Origin of the sequence: Nocardia sp. NPDC059180 (genome assembly GCF_042754945.1) — a bacterium.
In the GTDB taxonomy this organism is placed as follows: domain Bacteria; phylum Actinomycetota; class Actinomycetes; order Mycobacteriales; family Mycobacteriaceae; genus Nocardia.
In genome coordinates, this window is sequence record NZ_JBHZBU010000006.1 from 325279 (window position 1) to 346768 (window position 21490).

Consider the following 21490-nt stretch of genomic DNA (forward strand, 5'->3'; position numbering starts at 1 on the left):
GGGTCATGGCATCAGGAAGGCACCCGCTTCTGCAGTTGTGCGGCCAGTTGTTCGGCGCCCGCGGGCACGATATGCACCGTGTCACCGGCCTTGATCAAGTAGCGGCCGTCGCCCTCGACATCGATCCAGGTGTAGTGGACCGGTGGGGGCGGAGTCGGGCGGTCCAGGCGCGGCTCGATCCGGATATGTCCTTCGGCGGTGTGGGGTTTCAGCAGCAGCCGCCGGATCGGCAGCGCCGCCCGCGCGGTGGCGATGACGACCTCGTCGTCACGGATCGCGTCTGCCGCCGCGGCGCGTGCGGGTTCACGCCCGGCAGGCGTCTTGGGGAGCAGTGCGGCGATCCGCGCGCCGAGTTTCGCGCTGTGCCCGATAGAGATCCGCACCTGCCCACCGAAGTCCGGTGTGCGGCCGGGTTCCTGGACCGCGAGCACCGCGCGATCGAAGACCGCGGCGGCAAGCAGCCGGATCTCGCTGCCCGCGGAATGTCCACCGCCGACCGCGACGATTCTGGTGTGCGGTGCGGCGAGAATGCGCAGGCAGGCCGACAGATCCGGGTCCGTGCCCCGTGGCAGCCGGGCAGCCAGCTCGGCGCGCAGCGCCTCGGCCTCGTGTTCGGTGCGCGGTGTCTCCAGGATGCGCAGCGGATACGGATGACGGTCCTGGCCGGTGTCGCGCCAGATATGGGCGAACTCGTCCGGGGTGAACGTCCAACTCACGACCCGATCACATCCTCACCGCACCCACCGACGCTGTCCGACAGCTTAGTGGGCGCGACGGGTGAGGGCGCGATCGAAGCCGGACGGCCGGGCACTGTGGGGGCACTCGAGGATTGTGGGCTAACACCATGGTCAATTCTCGGATATACAGACAATGCTCGGATTAACTCGGTCGCGGGCCCCGCGACCGCGGGGCCCGAGAATATGAGCTGCCCGGCACTGACCGGGAGCGATGGGAGGAAGCGTGCAGCTGCTCGGACCGTGGACCGACTCGGGGGCCGTCACGGCCTTGGCAGGCGGTAAGGCCCGCGGATTGCACACCCTGCACAACAGCGGTTTCGCGGTGCCGGAGTGGACGGTGCTCGGCACCGATGTCTTCGACGCGTTCGTCGCCGGTGCGGGTCTGAAGGAGCAGATCGCGGAGTTCACCGCCGCCGACACGCCCGAGGCGGCATCGGCCGCAGGCGCGTCGTTGCGGGCGGCGATCGAATCCGCGGCCCTGCCCGCCGACGTCGCCGAGCTGATCGCCGACGGTTATCGCAGTCTCGGCGGCGCGGCGATCGCGGTGCGATCTTCGGTCGCGGCCGAGGACGGCCCAGCGCATTCCTATGCCGGTCAGTTCGATTCGTTCCTCAACGTCAACGGCGAGGACGCGGTGGCGAGACAGGTGCGGGCCTGCTGGGCCTCGGCGTTTTCGCAGCGGTCGATCCAGTACGCGTTCGCGCACGATCAGCCACCGGTCGCGGCCGTGGCCGTGGTGTTGCAGCGGCTGGTCCCTGCGCGGATCAGCGGGGTGATGTTCACGGCCAACCCGGCGAGCGGTTCGGCCGACGAGCTGGTGATCAGCGCCGTATACGGCTTGGGCGAGGGTTTGGTGTCGGGTGCCGTTGACGCCGATTCGGTGGTCGTGGACCGCTCGGGCGCGGTGCTGGATACCGTCGTCGGCGACAAGGACCGGGCGTTCCTGCCCGACGACGTCCAGGGCTCCACGACCAGCGAGGTCGACCCGCAGCGCCGCGCGCGCCTGGCCCTGACCGAAGCGGAGATCGCTACCCTCGCCGAGCTCGGCCGCAAACTCGAGGCCGCGCTCGGCGCACCGCAGGACATCGAATGGGCTATCGACGACGACGGCATCTGGTTCCTGCAGGCCCGTCCCATCACCACCGCATTGGCCGCTGTGGCGGAGGACCGGGCGGTGGTCGAGGCTGCGCTGATCCGTGGCGCCGGCGAGGATGTTGCGGACGGCGAGGCACGGATCTGGGACAACTCGAACATCATCGAAAGCTTCAGCGGCATCACCTCACCGCTGACCTACACCACCGCCGCAGACATCTACGGCCGGGTGTATCGCGGCTACGCCGAATCGCTGAAGGTGCCTGCCGAACAGTTGCGTCAGACCGACGAGTGGACGCCGGTGCTGCTCGGCTATTTTCACGGCCGCGTGTACTACAACTTGTTGCACTGGTATCGGATGGTCGGTATCGCGCCCGGCTACCCGCTCAATCGCAAGGTCCTCGAGGCCGCGCTCGGTGTGGACGAGCCGCTCGCGGACGAGATCGCGAAAACGCTGCGGCCGTATTCATTCCGCACCGGCGCCGCACGGGTCCGGTCTCGAACGGTCACCACCGTCACCTATCTGCGCAGACTGTTCGGCATCGACGAGATGGTCGAGCAATTCTTCACCGAGTTCTACCGCGTCTACGACGAATACGAGGCCATCGACTACACCACGCTGACCGGTGAGCAGGCCTACGCCGCCTACCGCCGGGTGGATCGCGACCTTGTTCAGCGCTGGGGGCCGCTCATGGTGCTCGACGCGATCCTGCTCACCTGCACGGGCGCGATGTTCCTGCTCACCAAGCTGTTCCTGCCGAAGGCGCCGGAATGGTTCCTGTACGCGGTAGTCGGACCGGGCGCCGACGTCGAATCGGCGGAACCGGCACGGGCGCTGACGGCGATGGCCGAGACCGTACATGCCGACCAGGAACTGACGACGCTCATCAATTCGACCGAGCCGCAACAGATCTACCAGAAGCTGCACACCTCCGACGCCTACGCCGGATTCCGCGCCGAGGTCGACGCCTACATCGACCGCTACGGCTACCGCAGCCTGGACGAACTGAAACTGGAAACTCCCGATCTGCGTGAGGACCCGGCGAGCCTGTTCGTGATGCTGCGCAGCGCCCTCGGCCGGGTGGGGCAGGCGGGGCAGCAGCCCGATCGGGGTGCCGAGGCCGACGACTACCTCGACGCTCATCTCAACGGGTTCCGCAGGCGGATCTATGAAAAGCTGCGCGCCAAGGTATCTCGGTGCGCGGCACACCGCGAGCGGTTGCGTTTCTGCCGGACCAGGGCGTTCGGCATGGTGAAGCGGATGATCCGGGTGATGGGTCGCGACCTCGCCGCGCGCGGAGTCATCGACGAGTTCTCCGATGTGTTCTACCTGACGGTCGAGGAGCTGCGCGGAAGCTACGAGGGCGCCGATACGGCCGGCCTGCGCGATCTGGTCACCGCGCGAAAGGTGCTGCGCGCCAAGGATGCCGAACTCGTGGCTCCGGCGCGGTTCACCACGATCGGATCCACTTTCAGCCGACAGGAGCTGACTTCCCAGGGCTGGGTTCCGGTGACCGACACTCCGCCCGCGACGGCGGGTACCGTCCTGGCAGGCACGCCGTCGGCCTCCGGTGTAGTCGAGGGCGCAGCGGTTGTGGTGGACGAGCCCCGTGACGTTGCCGGTGGCATCCTGATCGCCTACCGCACCGACCCCGGCTGGGTGGCGGCGCTGCCGTCCGCGTCGGCGCTGGTGATCGAACGGGGCAGCCCGCTCACCCACGTCGCGATCGTGGCACGGGAACTCGGCGTGCCGACGGTTGTTCAAGTCAAAGACATCACCAAGCGGATACGGACGGGCATGCACATACGGGTGGACGGAACCAACGGGACGGTAACGGTGCTGTCCGGAGGAGAATCCGGCGATGAGTGAGGCCGAATACGTTGCGACGGTTCGCCAGTGGCTCATCGACCCGGATGCCGACACCGGTATTCATTTCGCCGATGAGGCCGACGGCTGGGACTACCGCAGCTACGCCGAACTGGCCGACCTCACCTGGTCCATCGCGGAGCTGATGCGCGAGCACGGCATGGGCAGCGGCGACGGCGCCTGCGTCGTCATGCCGACCGGATTCCCGTGTACCGCCGCGTTCTACGCGGTGTGGGCATGCGGCGGGGTGTTCACACCGGTCGCACCGCCGATGTTCGGTGATATCGACCAGTACATCAGCCATGTGGCCTCGATCCTGGCGCAGGCACAGCCGCGGGTCGTGGTGACCTCGGTGGAGTTCGAACAGCTCGCGCGCCGCGCCGCGGTGGAAGCGGGCCGCACCGACGAGCCTGTCGTCATCGACCCGAAGACGTTGCCGCCCGCGCCTGCCGAACGGGTGTTCGGCGCGCCCGACCCCTGCGCGCTGCTGCAGTTCACTTCCGGTTCCACGGGCACCCCGCGCGGGGTGCGGGTGAGCTGGCGCAGCCTGGCCAACAACATCGCCATGATCTCCCGGCTGATCGACTGGCAGCCGGGCGAGGCGATGGTGTCGTGGCTGCCGCTGTACCACGATATGGGCCTGGTCGGGGCGTTCCTGACCACAGTCACCAACCAGGGCGAGCTGTATCTGATGCGGCCCGATCAGTTCGTTCGTGATCCGGTCCGGTGGTTGCGGGCGATGACCCGCGCCCAGCATTCGCCCTCACCGTCGTTCGCGCTCGGCTATGTAGCCCATCGGGTGCGGCCGGAGGACATCGCCGACCTGGATTTGTCGGGCTGGCGGACCCTCGCCGTCGGCTCCGAGCCGGTAGAGGTGGCCGATCTGCAGTCCTTCGCCGAACTCACCGGTCCTCGCGGCTTTTCGATGAACGCCTACACCCTGGCCTATGGGCTGGCGGAGTCGACGCTGATGGTGACGTCCTCGACGCGGTGGCGTCCGGTGACGGCACTGCGGGTGGACAACGCGGCCCTGCGGTTCGGGATGCTGGTCTCGGTGCTCGCCGAAGAACCGCTCGACGACACCCACCGAGTGGATGGGGCGGGCTGGATTACCGGCCTCGGCTATTCGACGCCCGAATCGACCGTGCGCGTGGTCGACGAGGAGGGCAATGACCTGCCTGACGGCACCCTCGGCGAGATGGCGGTGGTCGGTGATTCGGTCGCGCTCGGCTACTCCGGCCCGCCGAGCCCGGGATCGTCCACCCGCATCGAGGACGGCGTGCTCTACACCGGTGACGCCGGATTCTTGCACCGCGGCGAGGTATTCGTGCTCGGCCGGATGGGATCGAGCCTGAAGGTGCGCGGTCGCTCGGTGTTCATGGAGGACATCGAATCGCGGGTCGCGCAGGAAACCGGGATCACCAAGGGCAAACTGGCCGCGGTGGCGATCACCGAGGCGGGCTCGCAAGGGATCGCGCTGTTCGCCGAATCCAAGGTGGGTGAGTGGATCACCGAGGCCCGCAAAATCATTCGCGGCGAACTCGGTCCGGCGCAGACGGTCACCGTCGTCACCGGTCCGCGCGGTTTGATCCGGCGCACCTCCAGCGGTAAACCACGGCGCCGTCATATGTGGCAGCTGTTCGCCGATGGTGCCCTCGAGGGCGCGGTCGTGCACGAGGCCGACGGCACGGCGTCGGTGGTTTCGAGCGGTGACGCCGCCACCCCGGTCGATGCCGAGACGCCCACGCCGACGTTGCCCGCCGATCGCACCCGCGAACTTCTCGACGCCGCCTTGGCGCAGGTATCCGTACCGGCCGATTCGGCGGTGCTGTTCGAGGGCTCGTTGGCCGAGGGTTTCGGTAACGAAGGCTCCGACGTGGATTTCCTGGTCGTCGCACCGGGGTCCGAACCGATGCCGACACTGCCGACGGTGCTGTTCATCGACGGCCGCCGGGTCGAGGTCCGCACGCGCTCGTACGCCCAGCTGCGGCAGCAACTGGAGACCGTGGTCGCGGCCGCGGACGTCACCACCCTGGACGAAGACCTGCTCAACCGGTGCCAGCGGTTCCTGCGCGCCACCATCGTGCGGCCCGGCACTCTCGATATCGCCGAACTGCGCGCGCTGCTGCCACACGCCACCTTCGCCACACACCTGGCCGACTGGTGGGCCGCGCGTGCCCGCCAGGCACTGCGCTATGCGGTGGCCTTGCGCACCCTCGGCGCCGACGCCGAAGCTTGCGACTGGGCCGAGGACGGTCTGCGCCAGGCGATGAAGGCCTGGGCCGCGGGCGTCAACGAGACGTATCTCGAAACCAAATGGCTGCCACAGCAATTGACCCGGATCGGCAACGAGGACCGAATTACCCGTTTCAACGATCTGCTCACTCCCGCCGGCCGCTCGGCGATCGCCTGCGCGACCGGTGAACAGGCCGGCACTACGGATGCCGAATCGGCGCGGCCGCAGGGCATTCTCGGTGCGGCGACCGAACGCGCACTCGAGCAGCGTCTGTGGTGGGATCAGGTCCTAGAACTGGCCGCCGACCTCGGTGTCACCGGTGTCACCGACGACGCGGACCAGATCGTGTTCGCGCGCGTCCCCGGGGTCACCACGTGGAAGATCGGTGACCGCATCCACGTCATCCGCGGCGATCAGGACGTTTTCGTGCTGTCCGAGCGCGGCGGCCGCGCCTGGCGGTCGGTGGTGTTCCGGCATTCCCTCGCCGCGGTCCTCGGCCGTGCGAGCACCGATATCCGCACCGAACTCGCGGAGTTCCTTCGCCTCGGTGTGGTCGGATTGCAGTGGCGCGGTGAGGCACCCATCGAACCCGCGCTGGCGATGTGTAAACCGTTGCGGCCCTATACGCCCGTGCCGTCGTGGGCGGCGCCTGCGCTGGGGGTGACCGGTGCGGTGAGCATCGATCCGGTAGCGACCTTGTCGTCGCTGCCCGCGCCGCGGTTCACCGAATGCGCGTTGAATCTGGTGTGGTCGAACATCGTGCTGGAGAACGCCCGCGAAGACCTCGCGGGCGCGGTGAAGAACGCGCAGGGCGGGGTCGCCGATATCGCCGCGCACCGGATGATCGCCATGGCGGTGCGGGTGCTGTTGTCGGCGTTCGGTATCCATCCGTTGCCCGCCGATGTGGCGCCCATCGACACGGTGCGGCGGTTGCTGCCACCACACGCGGGACGCCGAGGTGAGCTGCTGGACGCGCTGGAAACGGCGCAGGCGGTGCGGTTCTCGGCCACCATCGCCGCCGGTGCGGACATGATGGCGGGCTTCGCCGCGATCGACGATTTCGTGGTCCTGGTGCGCGCGGTGGCCGGCGGCGCCGACTTCCCGGCCTCCTTCGATTCGCGGGAACAATGGCGGCGCACCCTTGCGATCGGATACGACTGGTTGCGCATCGCCGGCTACCTCGACACCGATCTGCCGCTGGACGAGGCCCGTGACCTGCTGACCACCGGCGGTCAGCAACCCCACCTACGCGAAAGCGAGCAGTCATGACCGCCACCGACACCGCCGTCGCCGACCGGGTGCGCGCCCTCATCCGCGCCATGGCGCCGGACCAGGACGCCGCCATGGCCGACGACCAGCGGCTCATGGAGGACATGGGTTTCGATTCGCTGCGGTTGATGGAACTGACCGTCGTGCTCGAGCGCGCCTTCGACCTGCCACGGTATCGGCCCGAAGAACTGGCCGGTGTCCGCCGCGTCGGTGAGGTCATCACCCTGATCAGCGACAGTCTGGACAGCCGATCATGAGCGACCGTGATACCGCCCTGGTCACCGGCGCGACCGGTCTGGTCGGCGCCGAAGTGGTGGCCAGGCTCGCCGCGGCCGGCCGGCCCATCGCCGCGGTGCTGCACCGCAACGGCGAGATCATCCGCAACGACGGCACCCCGCTCGAACCGGGAACACAGGTTACCGGCGATATCCGCACCGCCGGATTCGGGCTCGCCGACCGCGACGCCGACGACCTGGCCGAGCGGGTCGGCGTCATCGTGCACTGCGCGGCGACCACCGCCTTCGACGCGACCGACACCGACTACGAGCAGCTCAATATCGCGGGTACGGCCAACGCGATCGAACTCGCGCTGCGCTGGCAGGTGCCGCTGGTGCACGTGAGCACCGCGTATGTGTGCGGGATGCGGGGCGGCACGATCTCCGAAGACGAACTCGAGACCGGGCACGGATTCGGCAACGGCTACGAGGACAGCAAGTTCCGCGCCGAACAACTCGTGCACGCGGCCGGCGAGCGCGGTCTGCAGTGGGCGATCGTGCGACCGGGCATCGTCACCGGAGCGAGCGATACCGGAGTCATCCGCGAGTACAAAAACCTCTACACCGTGGTGAAACTGATGGTGGAGGGCAAACTGCGGTCGCTACCGGGCCGCTACGACGCGACGCTGTCGCTGGCACCGGTCGACCATGTGGCCGACGTGGTCGCGGCAGCAGTACTCGATTTCGATTCGGCGTCCGGACGCACCTTGCACGCGCTCGGCCGCGACACCTTGTCATTGCGCGAGGTCTCCGATGTGCTGGCCGAATACCCGTCGTTCGAGGTGGCGACCTTCGTGCCGGAGACGAGCTTCGCCGAATCCGATCTCGCGCCGATCGAACGCGAGTACTACCGGCGTATCGGCTCGCTCTACACCAGTTACTTCCGGCGCAGGCTGGTCTTCGACACCGAGCACGCCGATGTCCTGCTCGGTCGTCGGTCACCGGCCACCGGCAAGGAATACCTGCGCACCCTGCTCGACTACTGCCTGGAATCCGGCTATCTCGGTGTGCCGCTGCCCTCGATCGAGGATGTGCTGGCAGGCAAAGGTTTCGGCGGGGCGGCCCGATGAGCGAACAACTACGCGAGCTGCTGAGCTCATTGACCACCCAGCCGGAGAAGGTACAGGCGTACCTGGGCGATACCTATGTGCAGGAAAGTGTCGATCAGCTCGACCGTGCCGGAGTGGACGCGGCGAAGTTCGCCAGAGAGCACTCCCTGCTGTTGCTCAAACCCGATGCCATCGTCGCGCGTTCGGTGGAGCCGACCCTGGCGTGGCTGTCCGGCAACGGCTTCCGGGTCGTCGACGCCGACCGCGTGCCCGCCGACCGGCTGCTGGCGCGTGCGCTCTGGTACTACTCCTGGAACATCGCCTCGACCGAGCGGAGGCGGCTGGCCGATCTGCTGGTCGGCATCTGCGATGTGCTGGTGCTCGTGGTCGCCGCCGAGGACGCCGAGCTGCCCGTCCCGGTCCGGCTGACCGACGCCAAGGGCCCGACCGACCCGCGCAAACGTCAGCCGGGCCAACTGCGGCACCTGCTCGGACGGCACAGCTACCTGCTGAACCTGGTGCACTCGCCCGACGACCCCGCCGACGTGCTGCGTGAACTGTCGATTCTGTTCGACGAGACTCGCCGCGCCGAGGTGCTCGCACGCGCGGCCGGCGGCGCGGACCGATCCGCCGACGCCGCCGCGCTGGCCGTCGAACTCTATGCGAGCACCCCGGCCCGCGATTTCGGCCGGGTCGAGGCCGCACGCCTGCTGGCCGCCGAACTGGAGCGCGCGAGCGTCGCGATCCCCAGCGGATTCGATCCAGAATCCGACACCGACTGTGCACGGTTGCTGGCCACAGCATGGGATCAGGGCGTTGCGCTCGATCCGTGGTCGGTGATCGTGCTCGGGTCCTATGTACTGCCCATGCGGGTGGGGACGCAACCACAAACGTTGCGCCCGGTGTCCGCATCCGACTGGTTGGAGGGCCGGCCGTGAGCGTCGAGACAGTGAACGCCGACAACACCGCATCGCATATTCGCACCATCTCCCGGGAGCTGGCGCACCGCTGCGCGGTCTCCGAGGTGTTCGTCACCTCGCTCGACACTGTCGGCGAGGACCAGTTCGTCGCCGGTGCGCAGCTGCCGCGCATGCACTCCTATTACGGCGACCATGCGGGCACCCTCGCCCTGCGCCACGATCCGCTGGTGGTGATGGAGGCCGCGCGCCAGGCGGCGATCGCGTTGACCCACGAGTTCTACGGCGTTCCCACCGACCGGGCATTCCTGGTGCGCACTTTCAACGGCGCCGGCGCCGATACCGAGGCCTGGGATGTCGGCTTCGCGCCCGCGGATCTGGTGATGGCCGTGCGGGTTCCGCGCAAACATCACGACGGGACCGATATGCACGGCGTCGATATGGTGCTCGACATCTCCTGTGGTGGCGTGCCGATGATGACGGTCGACGGTTCGTTCTCCTGGACCACCGGCGGGCGTTGGGACCGGATGCGCAGCGCGTTCCGCGACAGCCTCGGTCTCGGTCCGTTCGTCGGTGCGTCCGCGCTGACCGAGCGGGCCGAAGCAGCCGCGGTGGGCCGGGAGAGCTGGCGCAATGTGGTGGTCGGTCCGATCCGGCGCGACGGCGACACCGCCTCCGCGACGTTGGTGCCAGATATCGGCCACCCGATCCTGTTCGATCACCCGCTCGACCACGTGCCCGGCAGCCTGCTGATCGAGGCGTGCAGACAGACCGCGCTGGCCATGGTGCTCACGCAGGCGCCTCGGCTCATGGGGGTATCGAGCACCTTCGACCGTTTCGTCGAACTCGACAGCCCCGCCGAATGCCGGGCCGAGATCATCGCTCGCACCGGCGACCGGACGGTAGTGCGCAGCGAGATCCACCAGGCCGGCGCCGTCGCGGCTCGCGTGGACGCCGAATTCGCCGACGATGTCGTCCTGGGCGAACCGGACGCGTCGATCGATGGGGCCGGCCTGTGAAGGGTGTCGCCGAACTGCTCACCACCACACGCGCTTTCCGGCGCAGACTGGATCTGACCCGGCCGGTCGACCGTCGAGATCTGCTGGAGTGCCTCGATATCGCGGTGCATGCGCCGAGCGGGACGAACCGGCAGCCATGGCGGTTCCTCGTCGTCCAGGACGCCGCGACCAAACAGCAGATCGCCGAGTACTACCGCAAGGGGTTCGCCGCCTACCTGTCCGCGCGCACCCCACGCCCGGATCAGCTCGGTGACCTGGCTTCCGGACAACACCTGGCCGCGCACCTGCACGAGGTGCCCGCGCTGGTGGTGGTGTGCTCGCTCGGCCGTCCACCGGCCGAGGCGTCGTCGTTGCTGTTGGCCAGCTTCTACGGGTCCATCTATCCGGCGGTCTGGAATTTCCAGCTGGCGCTGCATGATCGGGGTCTCGGTTCATGCATGACCACCGCGCATCTGGCCTACGAACGTGAGATCGCCGAGCTGCTCGGCATTCCGTTCGAGGAGGTGACCCAGGTGGCGATGCTGCCGGTCGCGCATCTGCTGCCCGGAGGCACGAGCCCCGGTCGGCGGGCACCTGCGGCCGAGGTGACCATGTGGGACCGCTGGGGTGCGGAGTGAGCCAGGCGGCTGAGGGCGGGAGCGTGCGTGACCGGGCAGAACCTCCCGGCCCGGCTGTCGTGCCCTCGCCGACGGGACCGCTCGGCACCGTGATCCGTATCGCGCGCTTCACCGCCGTGATGTACAAACCGCATTACTTGCTCTACGGCGTGCTGTGGGTGCTGGCGCTCGAAGGCACGGCCGCGCTGGTCACCCAACCGGATTCGAGCTGGCACCCCACCTGGGCGACGGCGCTGCGGATCGTGGTGGTCGCGTTCGTGCTGCTGTATCTGCGGATGGTCGACGAGCAGAAGGATCTCGACTACGACAGGGTGCACAACCCGGATCGACCACTGGTGACGGGTGCGGTCACCGCGCTGGATCTGCGCGCCGCGATGGCCGTCATCGCGATCGGTGCGATCGCGGCGAGCCTGCTGCTGTCGGTAGGTTCGGCTGTCGCCATCGCCGCGGTGCTCGCGTACGGGCTCGGGCTGTGGGGCCTGGAACGGCTCTCGGAACCGATCCGCACCAGTATTCTGCTGAATCTGCTGGTGACCTATCCGGTGCAGTTGCTGGTCACGGCCTATGTCGTGGTGTCGGCGATCGACACCGGCGAGGTCGAATCCGGATGGCAGGCAGCGGCTGCCGCGGTGATCTTCGCCGGTGCGTTCTTACAGTTCGAATTCGCGCGCAAGACCTCACGGACACCGCGGCCGGGAGAGATGTACTACTCCAACGCCCTCGGCACAGTCGGATCGGTGGCCGCGGCACTCGGCTGCGCGGTGGTCGCTGTCGCCGCCGATCTGTTGCTGGTCCGGCCCTGGGAACACGAGGGCGCCCGCGCGGTGATCGGCTGGATTCCGCTGGTGCTGCTGGTGGTTCCCTTTCTCGGCGGTGGGCGTTTCCTGCGTTCGCAGGACGGGGACTATCCGGTGATACCGGCCGTGCTGTTCATCCTCACGCTCTATCTGGCCCTCATCGCGCAGGCGGCCGTGCCGGGCTGAGCGCGCTCGATCGGCCGGTGCTCAGCTCACCGGGACGGCTTCGAGCACGTTCTCCGGGGACAGGGTCGGGGTAACCGAGGCGAGGGTGAGACCGCATTCGGCCAGCAGCGCACGGTATTCGGCCTCGGTGCGTTCGCGGCCACCGGTGTTGACCAGCATCTCCAGGTCGATGTATTTGCTCGGATGCGGGCGCGTGTCGTCCGGCAGTACCAACTCGATGAGCAACAGCCGCGCCTGCGGCGACATGGCAGCGCGCACGGTGCGCAGAATCCGCGTGGCCTGATCGATGGGCCAATCGTGGATGACGTGCTTGAGCAGGTAGGCGTCGCCGCCTTCTGGAACGGTGTCGAAGAACGAACCCGCCACCACGGCACACCGGTCGGCCACTCCGAGTTCGGCCAGCCGGGGCCGGGCCTCGGCCACCACCTCGGGAAGATCGAACAGAATGCCGCGCGCCTGCGGCGCCCGCCGCAGTATCTCGGTCAGCAATGCGCCCTGCCCACCACCCACATCGACGAGGGTGCGGTAGCGGCCGAAGTCGTAGGCCGATAGCAGCGGGAGCCTGCCGAGATCGTCGATACTGGTCATCGCGCGGTCGAAGAGGGCACCGAGTTCGCGGTCGGTGCGCAGATAGTCGAACAGCGGAACTCCGTCGACGGTGCTGCCCACCGCGTCACCGGTGCGCACCACGTCCACCAGCTGCGTCCAGTTGTCCCGGTGGATCTTCGTCCCGAAGAACAGCGCGGCGTCGCGCAGTGAGACCTCGGAGTCGGCCCGCAATGCCCGCGCCATCGGCGTGAGCGCGTACCGGCCGTCGCGGCGCCGGGTGAAGATGCCGTGACTGATCAGCAGCCGGAGCAGCCGGTGCAGCGCATCCTCATCGGCCCCGACCGCCTTCGCCAGGTCGGCGCCGTCGCGTGGTCCGTCGGCCAGCGCGTCGGCCACTCCGAGGTCCGCGGCGGCATGAATGGCCTGGGTCAGCCAGCCTGCCGCCAGCATCTCCAGCAGTGCCACATGCCCCGGCACCATCCGCCGGTGCGCCGCAGCCATCACATTGCGTGCCCGTTCGGCCACCCGCACCAGCGCCCGCGGTGGCATTTTCGCTCGATCGGAGGTCATGAGACTCCATTCGTCGGCGTCGGCTTGCCGAAGACATTACGGTCGCGATGGTCCCGACATGCGGAAATGCCGAACCTCGAGCGCAGTCCGCTGTTCGTGGGGGCTACTACGGGTCGGTGACGAGGGCGGCGGTGTAGTGGGGCCGCTCCCCGGCGGTGCGATCGCACCCGACCAGGACGGGATGGGTGCCCAGGTCCCGCACCTCGACGACGTGCCGGTCGGTGCTGCCGGAACGCCCGTCGTGCACGGTGGCGAGGTAGCGCATATCGGTGTCGGATTCGAGGCTCAGCTGATGGGTGATCCAGTCCCAGCCGTAGCCGCGGAAGAGCTCTCGTTCGATGACCTGCTCCCGCGGGTCGCGCAACGCCGACCACCCGCGATACGAGCCCATCAGATCGGCGGGATGGCCGGTCCGATCGACCAGCTGTGGAATCAGCTCAGGACCGAGATTTCCCCAGTATCGGCCGTCCGGGAAGTCGACAAGGGTCGGCGCGAACCGATGGCCGCCGAAACTGCTGACCCGCCACACCCGGACCGCGTCGGAGCTGCCCCCGAAACGGCGCAATCGCTCGTAGAACGGATAGCCGCGGGTGCCGCAGCACCCGTCGACGGAGGCGTGGGTGCAGACGACGAGATCGCGGTGCTCGCCGTGGATACGGTAGCGGGCGAAGCCGGTGAGCTGGTCGCGATCGTCGTCGAACAGCGCGGTGATCAACTCGGGTGCCAGGTCCTGGGGAACATGGTGTTCGATGCGTTCGAACGGGGCCGCCGCGCCGGGGCGCCGGTCGAATCTGATGACGCGCATCAGCCCGGGCACGGAGTACTCCGGGTCGGGCGCCGCGGCAAACGTTTTCATGGTGAGCCCACATTCCTGGGTGCGCTGGGTCGCGGTACGCAACGCGGCGCGCAGCGGCGCAGCCACCCGATCGGTCTCCCAGACCGGTGTGCCCATGCCCGGCGGCCAGGGCAAGGGCAGCTCGAGCATGAGGAATCGGTCGAACGGGCGAGCAGTCCCGATCGGGTCCTCATCCGCCGCGCGTGCGATCACCGAGCAGGAACGCTGTCCGCGCACCATGGGTTCGCGCCGCGGAAGGCTCGGTGGGTGACCCGCCATCGCGTCCAGGACATTGAGACGGGCCCGCGATGCCTCGGACTCGAGTTCGCCCGCAGTGCCAAGCTTCGTCACGCTCTCGACGGCGCTCGGACCGCTGAAACCATGCGCGGCCAGCGCGCGGTACAACTCGGCGAAGTCGACAATGCCGTCACCCGGAGTGATCGCGGGCGGCATGGCGCCGCTGACGGCCCGGTAGCGTGCGAGTGCCGGATGGTCGCGGATCCCGACAGCGTGGATGTAGGGCACCACCTCACCGAGCCCCCGCGCCGGTGGTTCACCGCCGTAGTGCACGAGATTGCCCGGGTCCCAGCAGATCCGGAACGCCGGATGGCCGACGCGCTCGACCACCGACAGCGTATCGGCGGCGGTGCGGGTGAGTCCGCCGTGCGGTTTGACGGCGATGGTCACTCCGTGTGCCTCGGCATACGGCGCCGCGGCGGCCATCAATCGCAGATAGCGGTCGTTGTGCGCTGGTTCCGCGCAGCCCATATCGATCAGCGTCGATACACCGAGGCGCATGCAATGATCGAGCTGTCGGCACAGCGTCTCGAACGCATGGGTATCGCCGCGGTCGAGATCGGCGGCGTGGGCGAGCATCACCAGCCGCAACCCGTGATCGGCGATCACCGCGCCGATCTCGGCCGCCGCCGTCGGCGAGGTGACCGGGGTGATCACCTCGGTGACACCGTGCACCGGCAGTGCCACCGCCGTGTACCCGGCTGCCCGGATTCCGGCCAGCGCACGCGGTAACGCGAACTGTGCCCACGGCCGGACGGTGCACGCGAGCTCGAGGTCAGCTGTCACAGATCGTGCCCTCTCTCAGTGGTTCTCGGCCATGCCGGGTGGCCGGTCGTCACGGGTGACGATCACCCGGCGTGGTGGCAGCTCGGGGCCGGTGTCGAGCATCAGCGAATGCGCACGCACGCCGTACAGCGCGCCGACCGTGTCGTCGGTCAGCAGTTCGGTCACCGGGCCGATCCGGACGTCCGTGCCGCCGAACATCAGCATCGCGGTATCGGCGATCTCCATCGCATGATCGGGGTGGTGGGTGGTCAGCACCACCGCGCGGCCCTCATCGGCGAGCTCGCGCAGCAATCGCAGGATCCGGCCCTGGTTGCGCAGATCGAGTGCGGACGCGGGCTCGTCGAGCACACAGATCGCGCTCTGGGCGGCGATCATGCGCGCGATCAGCACGAGTTGGCGTTCTCCGCCACTGAGGCTTGGATAGTCGCGGTCGGCGAGCTCGCCGAGGCCGACGCGATCCAGCGCCGCCAGCGCGATCTGCTGATCGCGGCGACCGGGCACGGCCAGCGCACGCAAATGCCGCGCCCGGCCCATCAGCACCATGTCGAACACCGAGTACGCGAACGTCGACCGATGGCTTTGCGGGACGAACCCGATCGGGCCGTCCGCGCGCACGCGGCCCTCGGTCGGTGCGGTCAGGCCGGTGACGCAGCGCAGCAGCGTCGATTTTCCCCGGCCGTTCGGACCGAGCACCGCGAGCACCTCGCCGGGGCGGCAGCGACAGTCGACGTCGCGGAACAGCCACCCCGCGCTGCGCTCGTGGGAGAACCCGAGCCCGTCGAGCACCAGGCCGGACGACTCGGTCACTCCGACCACATCCGTTTGCGGTTGCGCTGCAACAGGACGAGGAACACGGGCGCGCCGACGAGGGCCGTGAGCACCCCGAGCGGTATCTCGGCGGCCCCGAGGTTGCGGGTGACGGTGTCGATCACCGTGAGGTAGGCGGCCCCGAGACCGATACTCACCGGGATCAGCAACCGATGGTCGGGGCCGACCCACAGCCGCGCCAGATGCGGTACCACCAGCCCCACCCAGCCGATGACCCCACTGACCGCGACCGCGCCCGCCACGATGGCGGCCACCGCCACCAGCAGCGTCCAGCGCAACCGGGCAGGACGCACACCGAGCGTGGCCGCGTCGTCATCGCCGAGGGACAGCAGATTGATCCGCCAGCGCAACGCACAGATCAAGGCCCCACCGAGCAGTACCGGCACCGCGGCGATCGCCACCTTGCCGTAGGTCGCGGTCGCGAGGCTGCCCAGCAGCCAGAACACGATCGACTGCAGTTCACCGTAGGGGTCGGCGAGATAGGTCAGCAGGGAGACCAGCGCGGAGAAGAACGCGCCGACCACGATTCCGGACAGCACGATCGTCAACGGTGGTGCGGGCCCGCGCGTGCGGCTGGTCAGGAACACCGCGACCAGAGCCACCAGGCCGAAACCGAACGCGCCCAGTACCAGTGCCGCCGAACCGAGCCCGAGCACGATCGCGAGCGCGCCGCCGAACGACGCACCCGAGGAGACACCGATGATCTGCGAGCTCACGATCGGGTTGCCGAACACCGCCTGCAACACCACCCCGCACACCGCCAATCCCGCACCGATCAGCATCGACAGCAGCACTCGCGGCAGGCGCACCCGCAGCACCGCCGCTTCCTGAGCTTGCGACCAGCTCGGATCCAACGGCAGCACCTGGCCGAGCAGGATCCGGGTGACATCGACGACTCCGATCGAGTACCGGCCGACTCCGAGTGCGGCGATCCCGATGGCGACGACGGCCAAGGGCAGGCAGATCGTGGCGGCGCGACGTCGTTTCCGCGGGTCGCTGCCCGCTTGCCGCGGCGCCCGCTCAGCGGCCGAAATCTGCATAGCCCCGCGATTCGGCATTGGCGCGGACCTGCAAGATCGTGTCCAATTGCGCATCGCTGGGTTCAGCGCCGTACAGGAACCCATAGTCGCGCACGACCTCCGAACGCAGACCAGGCGCACCCGTGCCGTGCACGAGCCCGGCGAGCCATTCCCACATCAGCGGTGACTCCTGGCTGGGCGGGTCCCACCGGTAGCCGCCGAGCGGAACCTTGTAGACGCGACGCTCCCGCACCGCGCGCAAGCTCGCCAGCGCGGCGTTGCCGTAGAGGTCCTCCGGCAGCGTCGGACCGAAATTGCCGACCAGGATGATGTCGGGGTCCCAAGCCAGCAGTTGCTCTATTCCGACGACGGCGCGCTGCTGTGCGATCGCGGCGGCCGGATTCCGCGCGCCGACCAGTTCGGTGACGAAATGGTTGTAGGACCCGGCGCCTGCCACGTGCAGCCCGTCCGCATCGCCGAACAGGTACAGCACCGACGGCGGCGCACCCACCGGACGGCGCTCGGTCAGCCGGTCGCGCCGCTGACGCATGCCGTCGACGATCCGAGCGGAGCGGTCGGTGGCGCCGAGCAGTTCGCCGTACAGCGCGACGGCGCCCTCCAGATCCTCTTGCGTGCCATAGGTGAGCGACACCACCGTCAAGCCCGCATTGCGCAGCGGGTCGAGAATGCCCGCACCGCGATCGCCCCACTGCACCACCACATCCGGCTCGGCGGCGAGGATGCTCTCCACATTCGGCGCGAACTCGGCGCCGGCCACATCGGTGCGGACCGACAGCAGCTGCGGATGCACCTCGCCGAGGAAACCGTCACGGATGGCGGTCGCCGAGGCGGCGTTCATGCCCGCAAGCACATCCGGACGTCCGGCCACCGCGATCATCATCGAGGCGGCGGGCATGGGGATCGTGACGACCCGGCGCACCGGGCCCGGCAGGACGACAGTGCGGCCGGTCAAGTCGGTCACTGTCGGTCCGGCACCGGTATTCGCGGAACCGGCGTGAGCGCACGCGGCGATCGCGGGCAGGGTGGCGGCGGCGAGCAGCCCGGTCAGCAAACTACGGCGGGTGATCTCGACGCGGGTGACCCTCGTATCCGGCAATGTCGTTCCTCTCGCGTCGAAGGTGGGACACGAGAACAGCATTCGCGGGGTGCGTGGCGCGGTATTGCCGCGTGGTGCACGAGTCGCCGACCGGCCGCCGGTGGTGACGACGCGGATGAATGGCCGCCCCCGGGGTCCTCGCCCCGTGGTGGTGTTCCGCGGCGGGTCAGTCTCCTGACTCCCGGATCGACGCGGGCCCCGACCTTCCAGCCTTGCGGCCGTGGTCGTCGTTGGGGCCGACTCCCCGATAACAGTGGCGGGACCGTGCCGGATTCGCACCGGCTTCCTGGCTCCCACCGCGGGTTTTCGAGCTCATGCTAGCCAACACCGCGTAGCCGTGGGGGGCTCGGGCTACCGGCGCCTCTCGGATTCGTCGGAGTTGGCCGGGGTGCGTTTGCGATCGCGATCGGCGGCGGTTTCGAGGTATTCACCCAGTTCGCGGCGCAGATTGGTGTCCAGGGAGCGGGCCAGAGTGCTGTGCACCGACGCGACGCTCAGTTCGCGCATCTTGTTGAGCATGGCCGTCGTCTGCGCGATCTCCTCGCTGGTTTCCGGTAGCCAGCCGGGGCCGTGCTCGTCGACGATGTGTTTGCGCGCCGCGGTGATCATGATCTTGGTGATGTCGTCGATGTGAGCGGCGACCTGGGTGTGCACGCTGATCAGGGTGCGTAGGTCGAGCCCGTATTCGTCGAGTTCGGCGAAGGAGGTGAGCAGCTGGGTGTCGGTGAAGACGACGGTGTCGTTCTCGATGCGGACCAGATCCATCCGGCGCAACTGCTCGACGAGGTCATCGGTATCGGGCCCGAGGATAGAGCCGATCAACTCCCGCGACACCTCGAACGGCTCATCTTTGGCCCAAGTCGCCGTCACCGCGTGCTGCAGCCCGAGCACCTCGGTGAGATCCTTGCCGGTCTCCCAGCTAGTGATGAAATCGGCGATATGGGCGGTGGTGAAACCGCGCTGCAGCAGCGAGTCGATCAACCGCAGCCGTTCCAGGTGGGTGTCGTCGTAGATGCTGGCGCGGCCGTTCTTGCCGACCGGCGGCGGCAGCAGCCCGCGTTCCTGATAGGCGCGGACATTGCGGCTGGTGGTGCCTGCGGCGCGCGCGAGATCGTCGATGCGGTAGTTCGGCATCGCTGCACCTCCCTCGCAAACCCCACCCGCGCCGGACCGGCGGGCGCCACGGCCGTCGACCGCCCGAGTGTAGCGCCCACCGGCCGATGCGCCGGACACCGCCGCGTGTCATCGAAGTCGGGAGCGATGGTGATCGCGGACTCCGGTCGATGCCCTCCCGTCGGGTCGGCGAGCGGCCGGGCGCGAGCGGTCGCGTGGTCGCGGTGGGAGCAAGCTGGTCGCCGCCGCGTGAGGTCAGTAACCGCGCTGCGGGTCGATCGGTGCAAGCAGGTCCGCACCGGCTTCGAAACGGGTGACGTTGTCGGTCACGTGTTCGGCGAATGCCGCCATGCGCAGCTGCGGTGGATTCGAGTCATGCGGGGTGACAATGGCATTGGGAAGATTCCAGAGCGGATGACCGTCTGGTAGCGGTTCGGGATCGGTGACATCGAGCCCCGCGCCGCCGATAGCGTTCGTGCGCAACGCCTCGACCAGGGCATCGGTGTCGACGAGGCTGCCGCGCGCCACGTTGATCACCCACGACGTCGGCTTCAGTTGCGCCAACTCCTTCGCGCCGATCAGATGCCGGGTCTCGGCGGTGGCCGGGGCCGCGATCACCACATGATCGGTGCGGGACCACACGCTCGCGAGATCGTCGGCGCGCACCGTCTCCACCGAATCGGTGATACCCGGCCCGGTGACCGGGCGTCCGGAACGATTGACCGCGATGATCTGTGCGCCCAGCGGCGTCAGCATCGGGATGAGCGCGCGTCCGATTCCGCCCGCCCCGACAATGGCGACGGTGGCGCCGCGCAGCGAACCGACATGCGGGAAGAACTCCCGCTGCCGCCAGCTCGCGGCCCGCAGATGCTCCGGGAGATAACGCACTCCGGCCAGCAGCAACATCAGCGTGTGCTCGGCAACGCTAGCGGCGTATGCGCCTGCGGCGGAGGTGAATCGGACCCGAGGGAACCGGTCGAAGACACCGGCGTCGAACCAGTCCTCCACGCCGGCCGCATTGAGTTGCACCCATTCGATACCGGAAGGGAGCCGGTCCGGGAATTGTGTCGGCGGTCCGTTCCAGACCAGGGCGCGGGCGTTTGCCAAGTCGACGATGCGGGCGCCGGCCTCGGTCACCGCCTGCTCGAGTATCGGCTGTTCGCCCGGGCCGATCGCGATCGCCACGTCTGTGCCGCTCATCCTCGGACCTCCTTCGCTCACCTCGGCCGTCTTCGGACCGAACGTACTCGACGAGCGCCAGGCTCCGGTCAGTCCTCGTCCTCGTCCAGCTCGACCTTGTCCCGGTCGGCCCACTCGATCAGGCTGTCCAGTTCGAAGACGGCGTCGTCGATGCCCGCATGCAGGTCTCCGAGCTGCTGGTAGCGGGACGGCACGGTGGCGATGGTGAAATCGCGCGGGTGGATATCGGGGATCTCGTCCCAGGTCACCGGGGTGGAGACGGTGGCTTCGGGCACTCCGCGCACCGAGTACGCGGCGGCGATGGTGTGGTCGCGGGCGTTCTGGTTGTAGTCGACGAACAGCAGTTTCGGATCGCGATCCCGACGCCACCAGGTGGTGGTCACGTCATCGGGTGCGCGCCGCTCGACCTCATGGGCGAAAGCGAGCGCGGCACGCCGGACATCCTGGAATCCCCACTCCGGCGCGATCCGGACGTAGACGTGCAGCCCGTGCCCGCCAGAGGTCTTCGGCCAGCCCACCGCCCCGATCTCGTCGAGCACCTCATGCACCACACCGGCCACGTGCTGAACCCGAGACCACGGGCAGTCGGGCATCGGATCCAGATCGATCCGCCACTCGTCCGGACGTTCGGTATCGGCGCGACGCGAATTCCACGGATGGAACTCCACCGTCGACATCTGCACCGCCCAAATAACATCCGCGAGTTCCGACACACACAGCTCGTCGGCATGCCGACCATAGCGAGGGAAGAACACCCGCACCGTCGGCACCCAATCCGGTGCCCCCGCAGGCAACCGCTTCTGATGCACCTTGTCGCCGGCCAGCCCCTTCGGAAACCGGTGCAGCATGCACGGCCGATCCCGAAGCGCATTGACGATCCCGTCCCCGACGCTCAGGTAGTACTGCACCAGGTCGAGCTTGGTGGCACCGGATTCGGGGAAGTAGACCCGATCGGGATTGGAGACACGAACCAGCCTGTCCCCGACATCGAGCTCGATAGCCGCCCCCTTGCTGCTGGCCACGTTCCCGACCATAACGTGTGCTGCGAGGATCGTCCGGGCGAACCACGCCGCGCCCCAGAACTGTGCTGGAACCATCGGCTCGATGGGGGGTCA

The 21490-nt window shown here is 68.3% G+C and carries 17 protein-coding genes and 1 riboswitch; of the genes, 8 read left to right on the top strand and 9 right to left on the bottom strand.

Annotated features, from left to right (window positions below):
* Nucleotides 1-11 precede the first annotated feature (11 nt).
* Complete coding sequence (locus ACFXNW_RS20785) at nt 12-716, bottom strand: ESX secretion-associated protein EspG (protein WP_379419355.1); 705 nt, start codon at nt 714-716, stop codon at nt 12-14.
* Between the two features lie 244 nt (nt 717-960).
* Here ACFXNW_RS20785 and ACFXNW_RS20790 point away from each other — a divergent pair, with 244 nt between their 5' ends.
* From ACFXNW_RS20790 to ACFXNW_RS20825, 8 genes are read left to right on the top strand one after another with little or no spacing between them, the layout of a single operon-like run.
* The gene (locus ACFXNW_RS20790) at nt 961-3699 is read left to right on the top strand and encodes a phosphoenolpyruvate synthase (RefSeq protein ID WP_379419356.1); all 2739 of its coding nucleotides are present in this window, start codon (nt 961-963) and stop codon (nt 3697-3699) included.
* Complete coding sequence (locus ACFXNW_RS20795; protein ID WP_379419357.1) at nt 3692-7201, top strand: AMP-binding protein; 3510 nt, start codon at nt 3692-3694, stop codon at nt 7199-7201. The genes ACFXNW_RS20790 and ACFXNW_RS20795 overlap by 8 nt, the downstream gene beginning before the upstream one ends.
* Nucleotides 7198-7458: an acyl carrier protein gene (locus ACFXNW_RS20800; RefSeq protein WP_379419358.1), complete on the top strand. Its 261-nt coding sequence runs from the start codon at nt 7198-7200 to the stop codon at nt 7456-7458. Before ACFXNW_RS20795 ends, ACFXNW_RS20800 begins: the two co-directional genes overlap by 4 nt.
* A complete protein-coding gene (locus ACFXNW_RS20805; RefSeq protein ID WP_379419359.1) occupies nt 7455-8546 on the top strand; it encodes an SDR family oxidoreductase in 1092 nt (363 codons plus the stop codon). Before ACFXNW_RS20800 ends, ACFXNW_RS20805 begins: the two co-directional genes overlap by 4 nt.
* Nucleotides 8543-9463: a nucleoside-diphosphate kinase gene (locus ACFXNW_RS20810; RefSeq protein WP_379419360.1), complete on the top strand. Its 921-nt coding sequence runs from the start codon at nt 8543-8545 to the stop codon at nt 9461-9463. The genes ACFXNW_RS20805 and ACFXNW_RS20810 overlap by 4 nt, the downstream gene beginning before the upstream one ends.
* On the top strand, nt 9460-10461 hold the full coding sequence (locus ACFXNW_RS20815) for a ScbA/BarX family gamma-butyrolactone biosynthesis protein (protein WP_379419361.1): 1002 nt from the start codon (nt 9460-9462) through the stop codon (nt 10459-10461). The genes ACFXNW_RS20810 and ACFXNW_RS20815 overlap by 4 nt, the downstream gene beginning before the upstream one ends.
* Complete coding sequence (locus tag ACFXNW_RS20820; RefSeq protein ID WP_379419362.1) at nt 10458-11078, top strand: nitroreductase family protein; 621 nt, start codon at nt 10458-10460, stop codon at nt 11076-11078. Before ACFXNW_RS20815 ends, ACFXNW_RS20820 begins: the two co-directional genes overlap by 4 nt.
* A gap of 23 nt (nt 11079-11101) precedes the next feature.
* The gene (locus ACFXNW_RS20825; RefSeq protein ID WP_379419363.1) at nt 11102-12061 is read left to right on the top strand and encodes a hypothetical protein; all 960 of its coding nucleotides are present in this window, start codon (nt 11102-11104) and stop codon (nt 12059-12061) included.
* Nucleotides 12062-12082: 21 nt separating this feature from the next.
* Here the strand turns inward: ACFXNW_RS20825 and ACFXNW_RS20830 are convergent, their stop codons facing one another.
* The 8 genes from ACFXNW_RS20830 to ligD all read right to left on the bottom strand — a co-directional run bounded on the left by ACFXNW_RS20830 (nt 12083) and on the right by ligD (nt 21409).
* Nucleotides 12083-13180: a methyltransferase gene (locus ACFXNW_RS20830; RefSeq protein ID WP_379419364.1), complete on the bottom strand. Its 1098-nt coding sequence runs from the start codon at nt 13178-13180 to the stop codon at nt 12083-12085.
* A 106-nt stretch (nt 13181-13286) separates the two neighbouring features.
* Nucleotides 13287-15098, bottom strand: coding sequence for a TIM barrel protein (locus ACFXNW_RS20835; protein WP_379419365.1), 1812 nt, complete (start codon nt 15096-15098; stop codon nt 13287-13289).
* A gap of 15 nt (nt 15099-15113) precedes the next feature.
* A complete protein-coding gene (locus ACFXNW_RS20840) occupies nt 15114-15905 on the bottom strand; it encodes an ABC transporter ATP-binding protein (protein ID WP_379419366.1) in 792 nt (263 codons plus the stop codon).
* Entirely contained in the window at nt 15902-16966 is a 1065-nt protein-coding gene (locus tag ACFXNW_RS20845) for a FecCD family ABC transporter permease (protein ID WP_379419367.1), read from the bottom strand. Before ACFXNW_RS20845 ends, ACFXNW_RS20840 begins: the two co-directional genes overlap by 4 nt.
* Nucleotides 16947-18062 (bottom strand): ABC transporter substrate-binding protein, encoded by a 1116-nt coding sequence (locus ACFXNW_RS20850; RefSeq protein WP_379419368.1) that lies wholly within the window; start codon nt 18060-18062, stop codon nt 16947-16949. Before ACFXNW_RS20850 ends, ACFXNW_RS20845 begins: the two co-directional genes overlap by 20 nt.
* A 167-nt stretch (nt 18063-18229) precedes the next feature.
* Nucleotides 18230-18351, bottom strand: a riboswitch (cobalamin riboswitch).
* Nucleotides 18352-18413: 62 nt separating this feature from the next.
* Complete coding sequence (locus tag ACFXNW_RS20855) at nt 18414-19196, bottom strand: MerR family transcriptional regulator (protein WP_379419369.1); 783 nt, start codon at nt 19194-19196, stop codon at nt 18414-18416.
* A 234-nt stretch (nt 19197-19430) separates the two neighbouring features.
* Nucleotides 19431-20375 carry a D-isomer specific 2-hydroxyacid dehydrogenase family protein gene (locus ACFXNW_RS20860; RefSeq protein WP_379419370.1) on the bottom strand — a complete coding sequence of 315 codons (945 nt, stop codon included), beginning with the start codon at nt 20373-20375 and terminating at the stop codon, nt 19431-19433.
* Between the two features lie 68 nt (nt 20376-20443).
* The gene (gene ligD / locus ACFXNW_RS20865) at nt 20444-21409 is read right to left on the bottom strand and encodes a non-homologous end-joining DNA ligase (protein WP_379419469.1); all 966 of its coding nucleotides are present in this window, start codon (nt 21407-21409) and stop codon (nt 20444-20446) included.
* Nucleotides 21410-21490 lie beyond the last annotated feature (81 nt).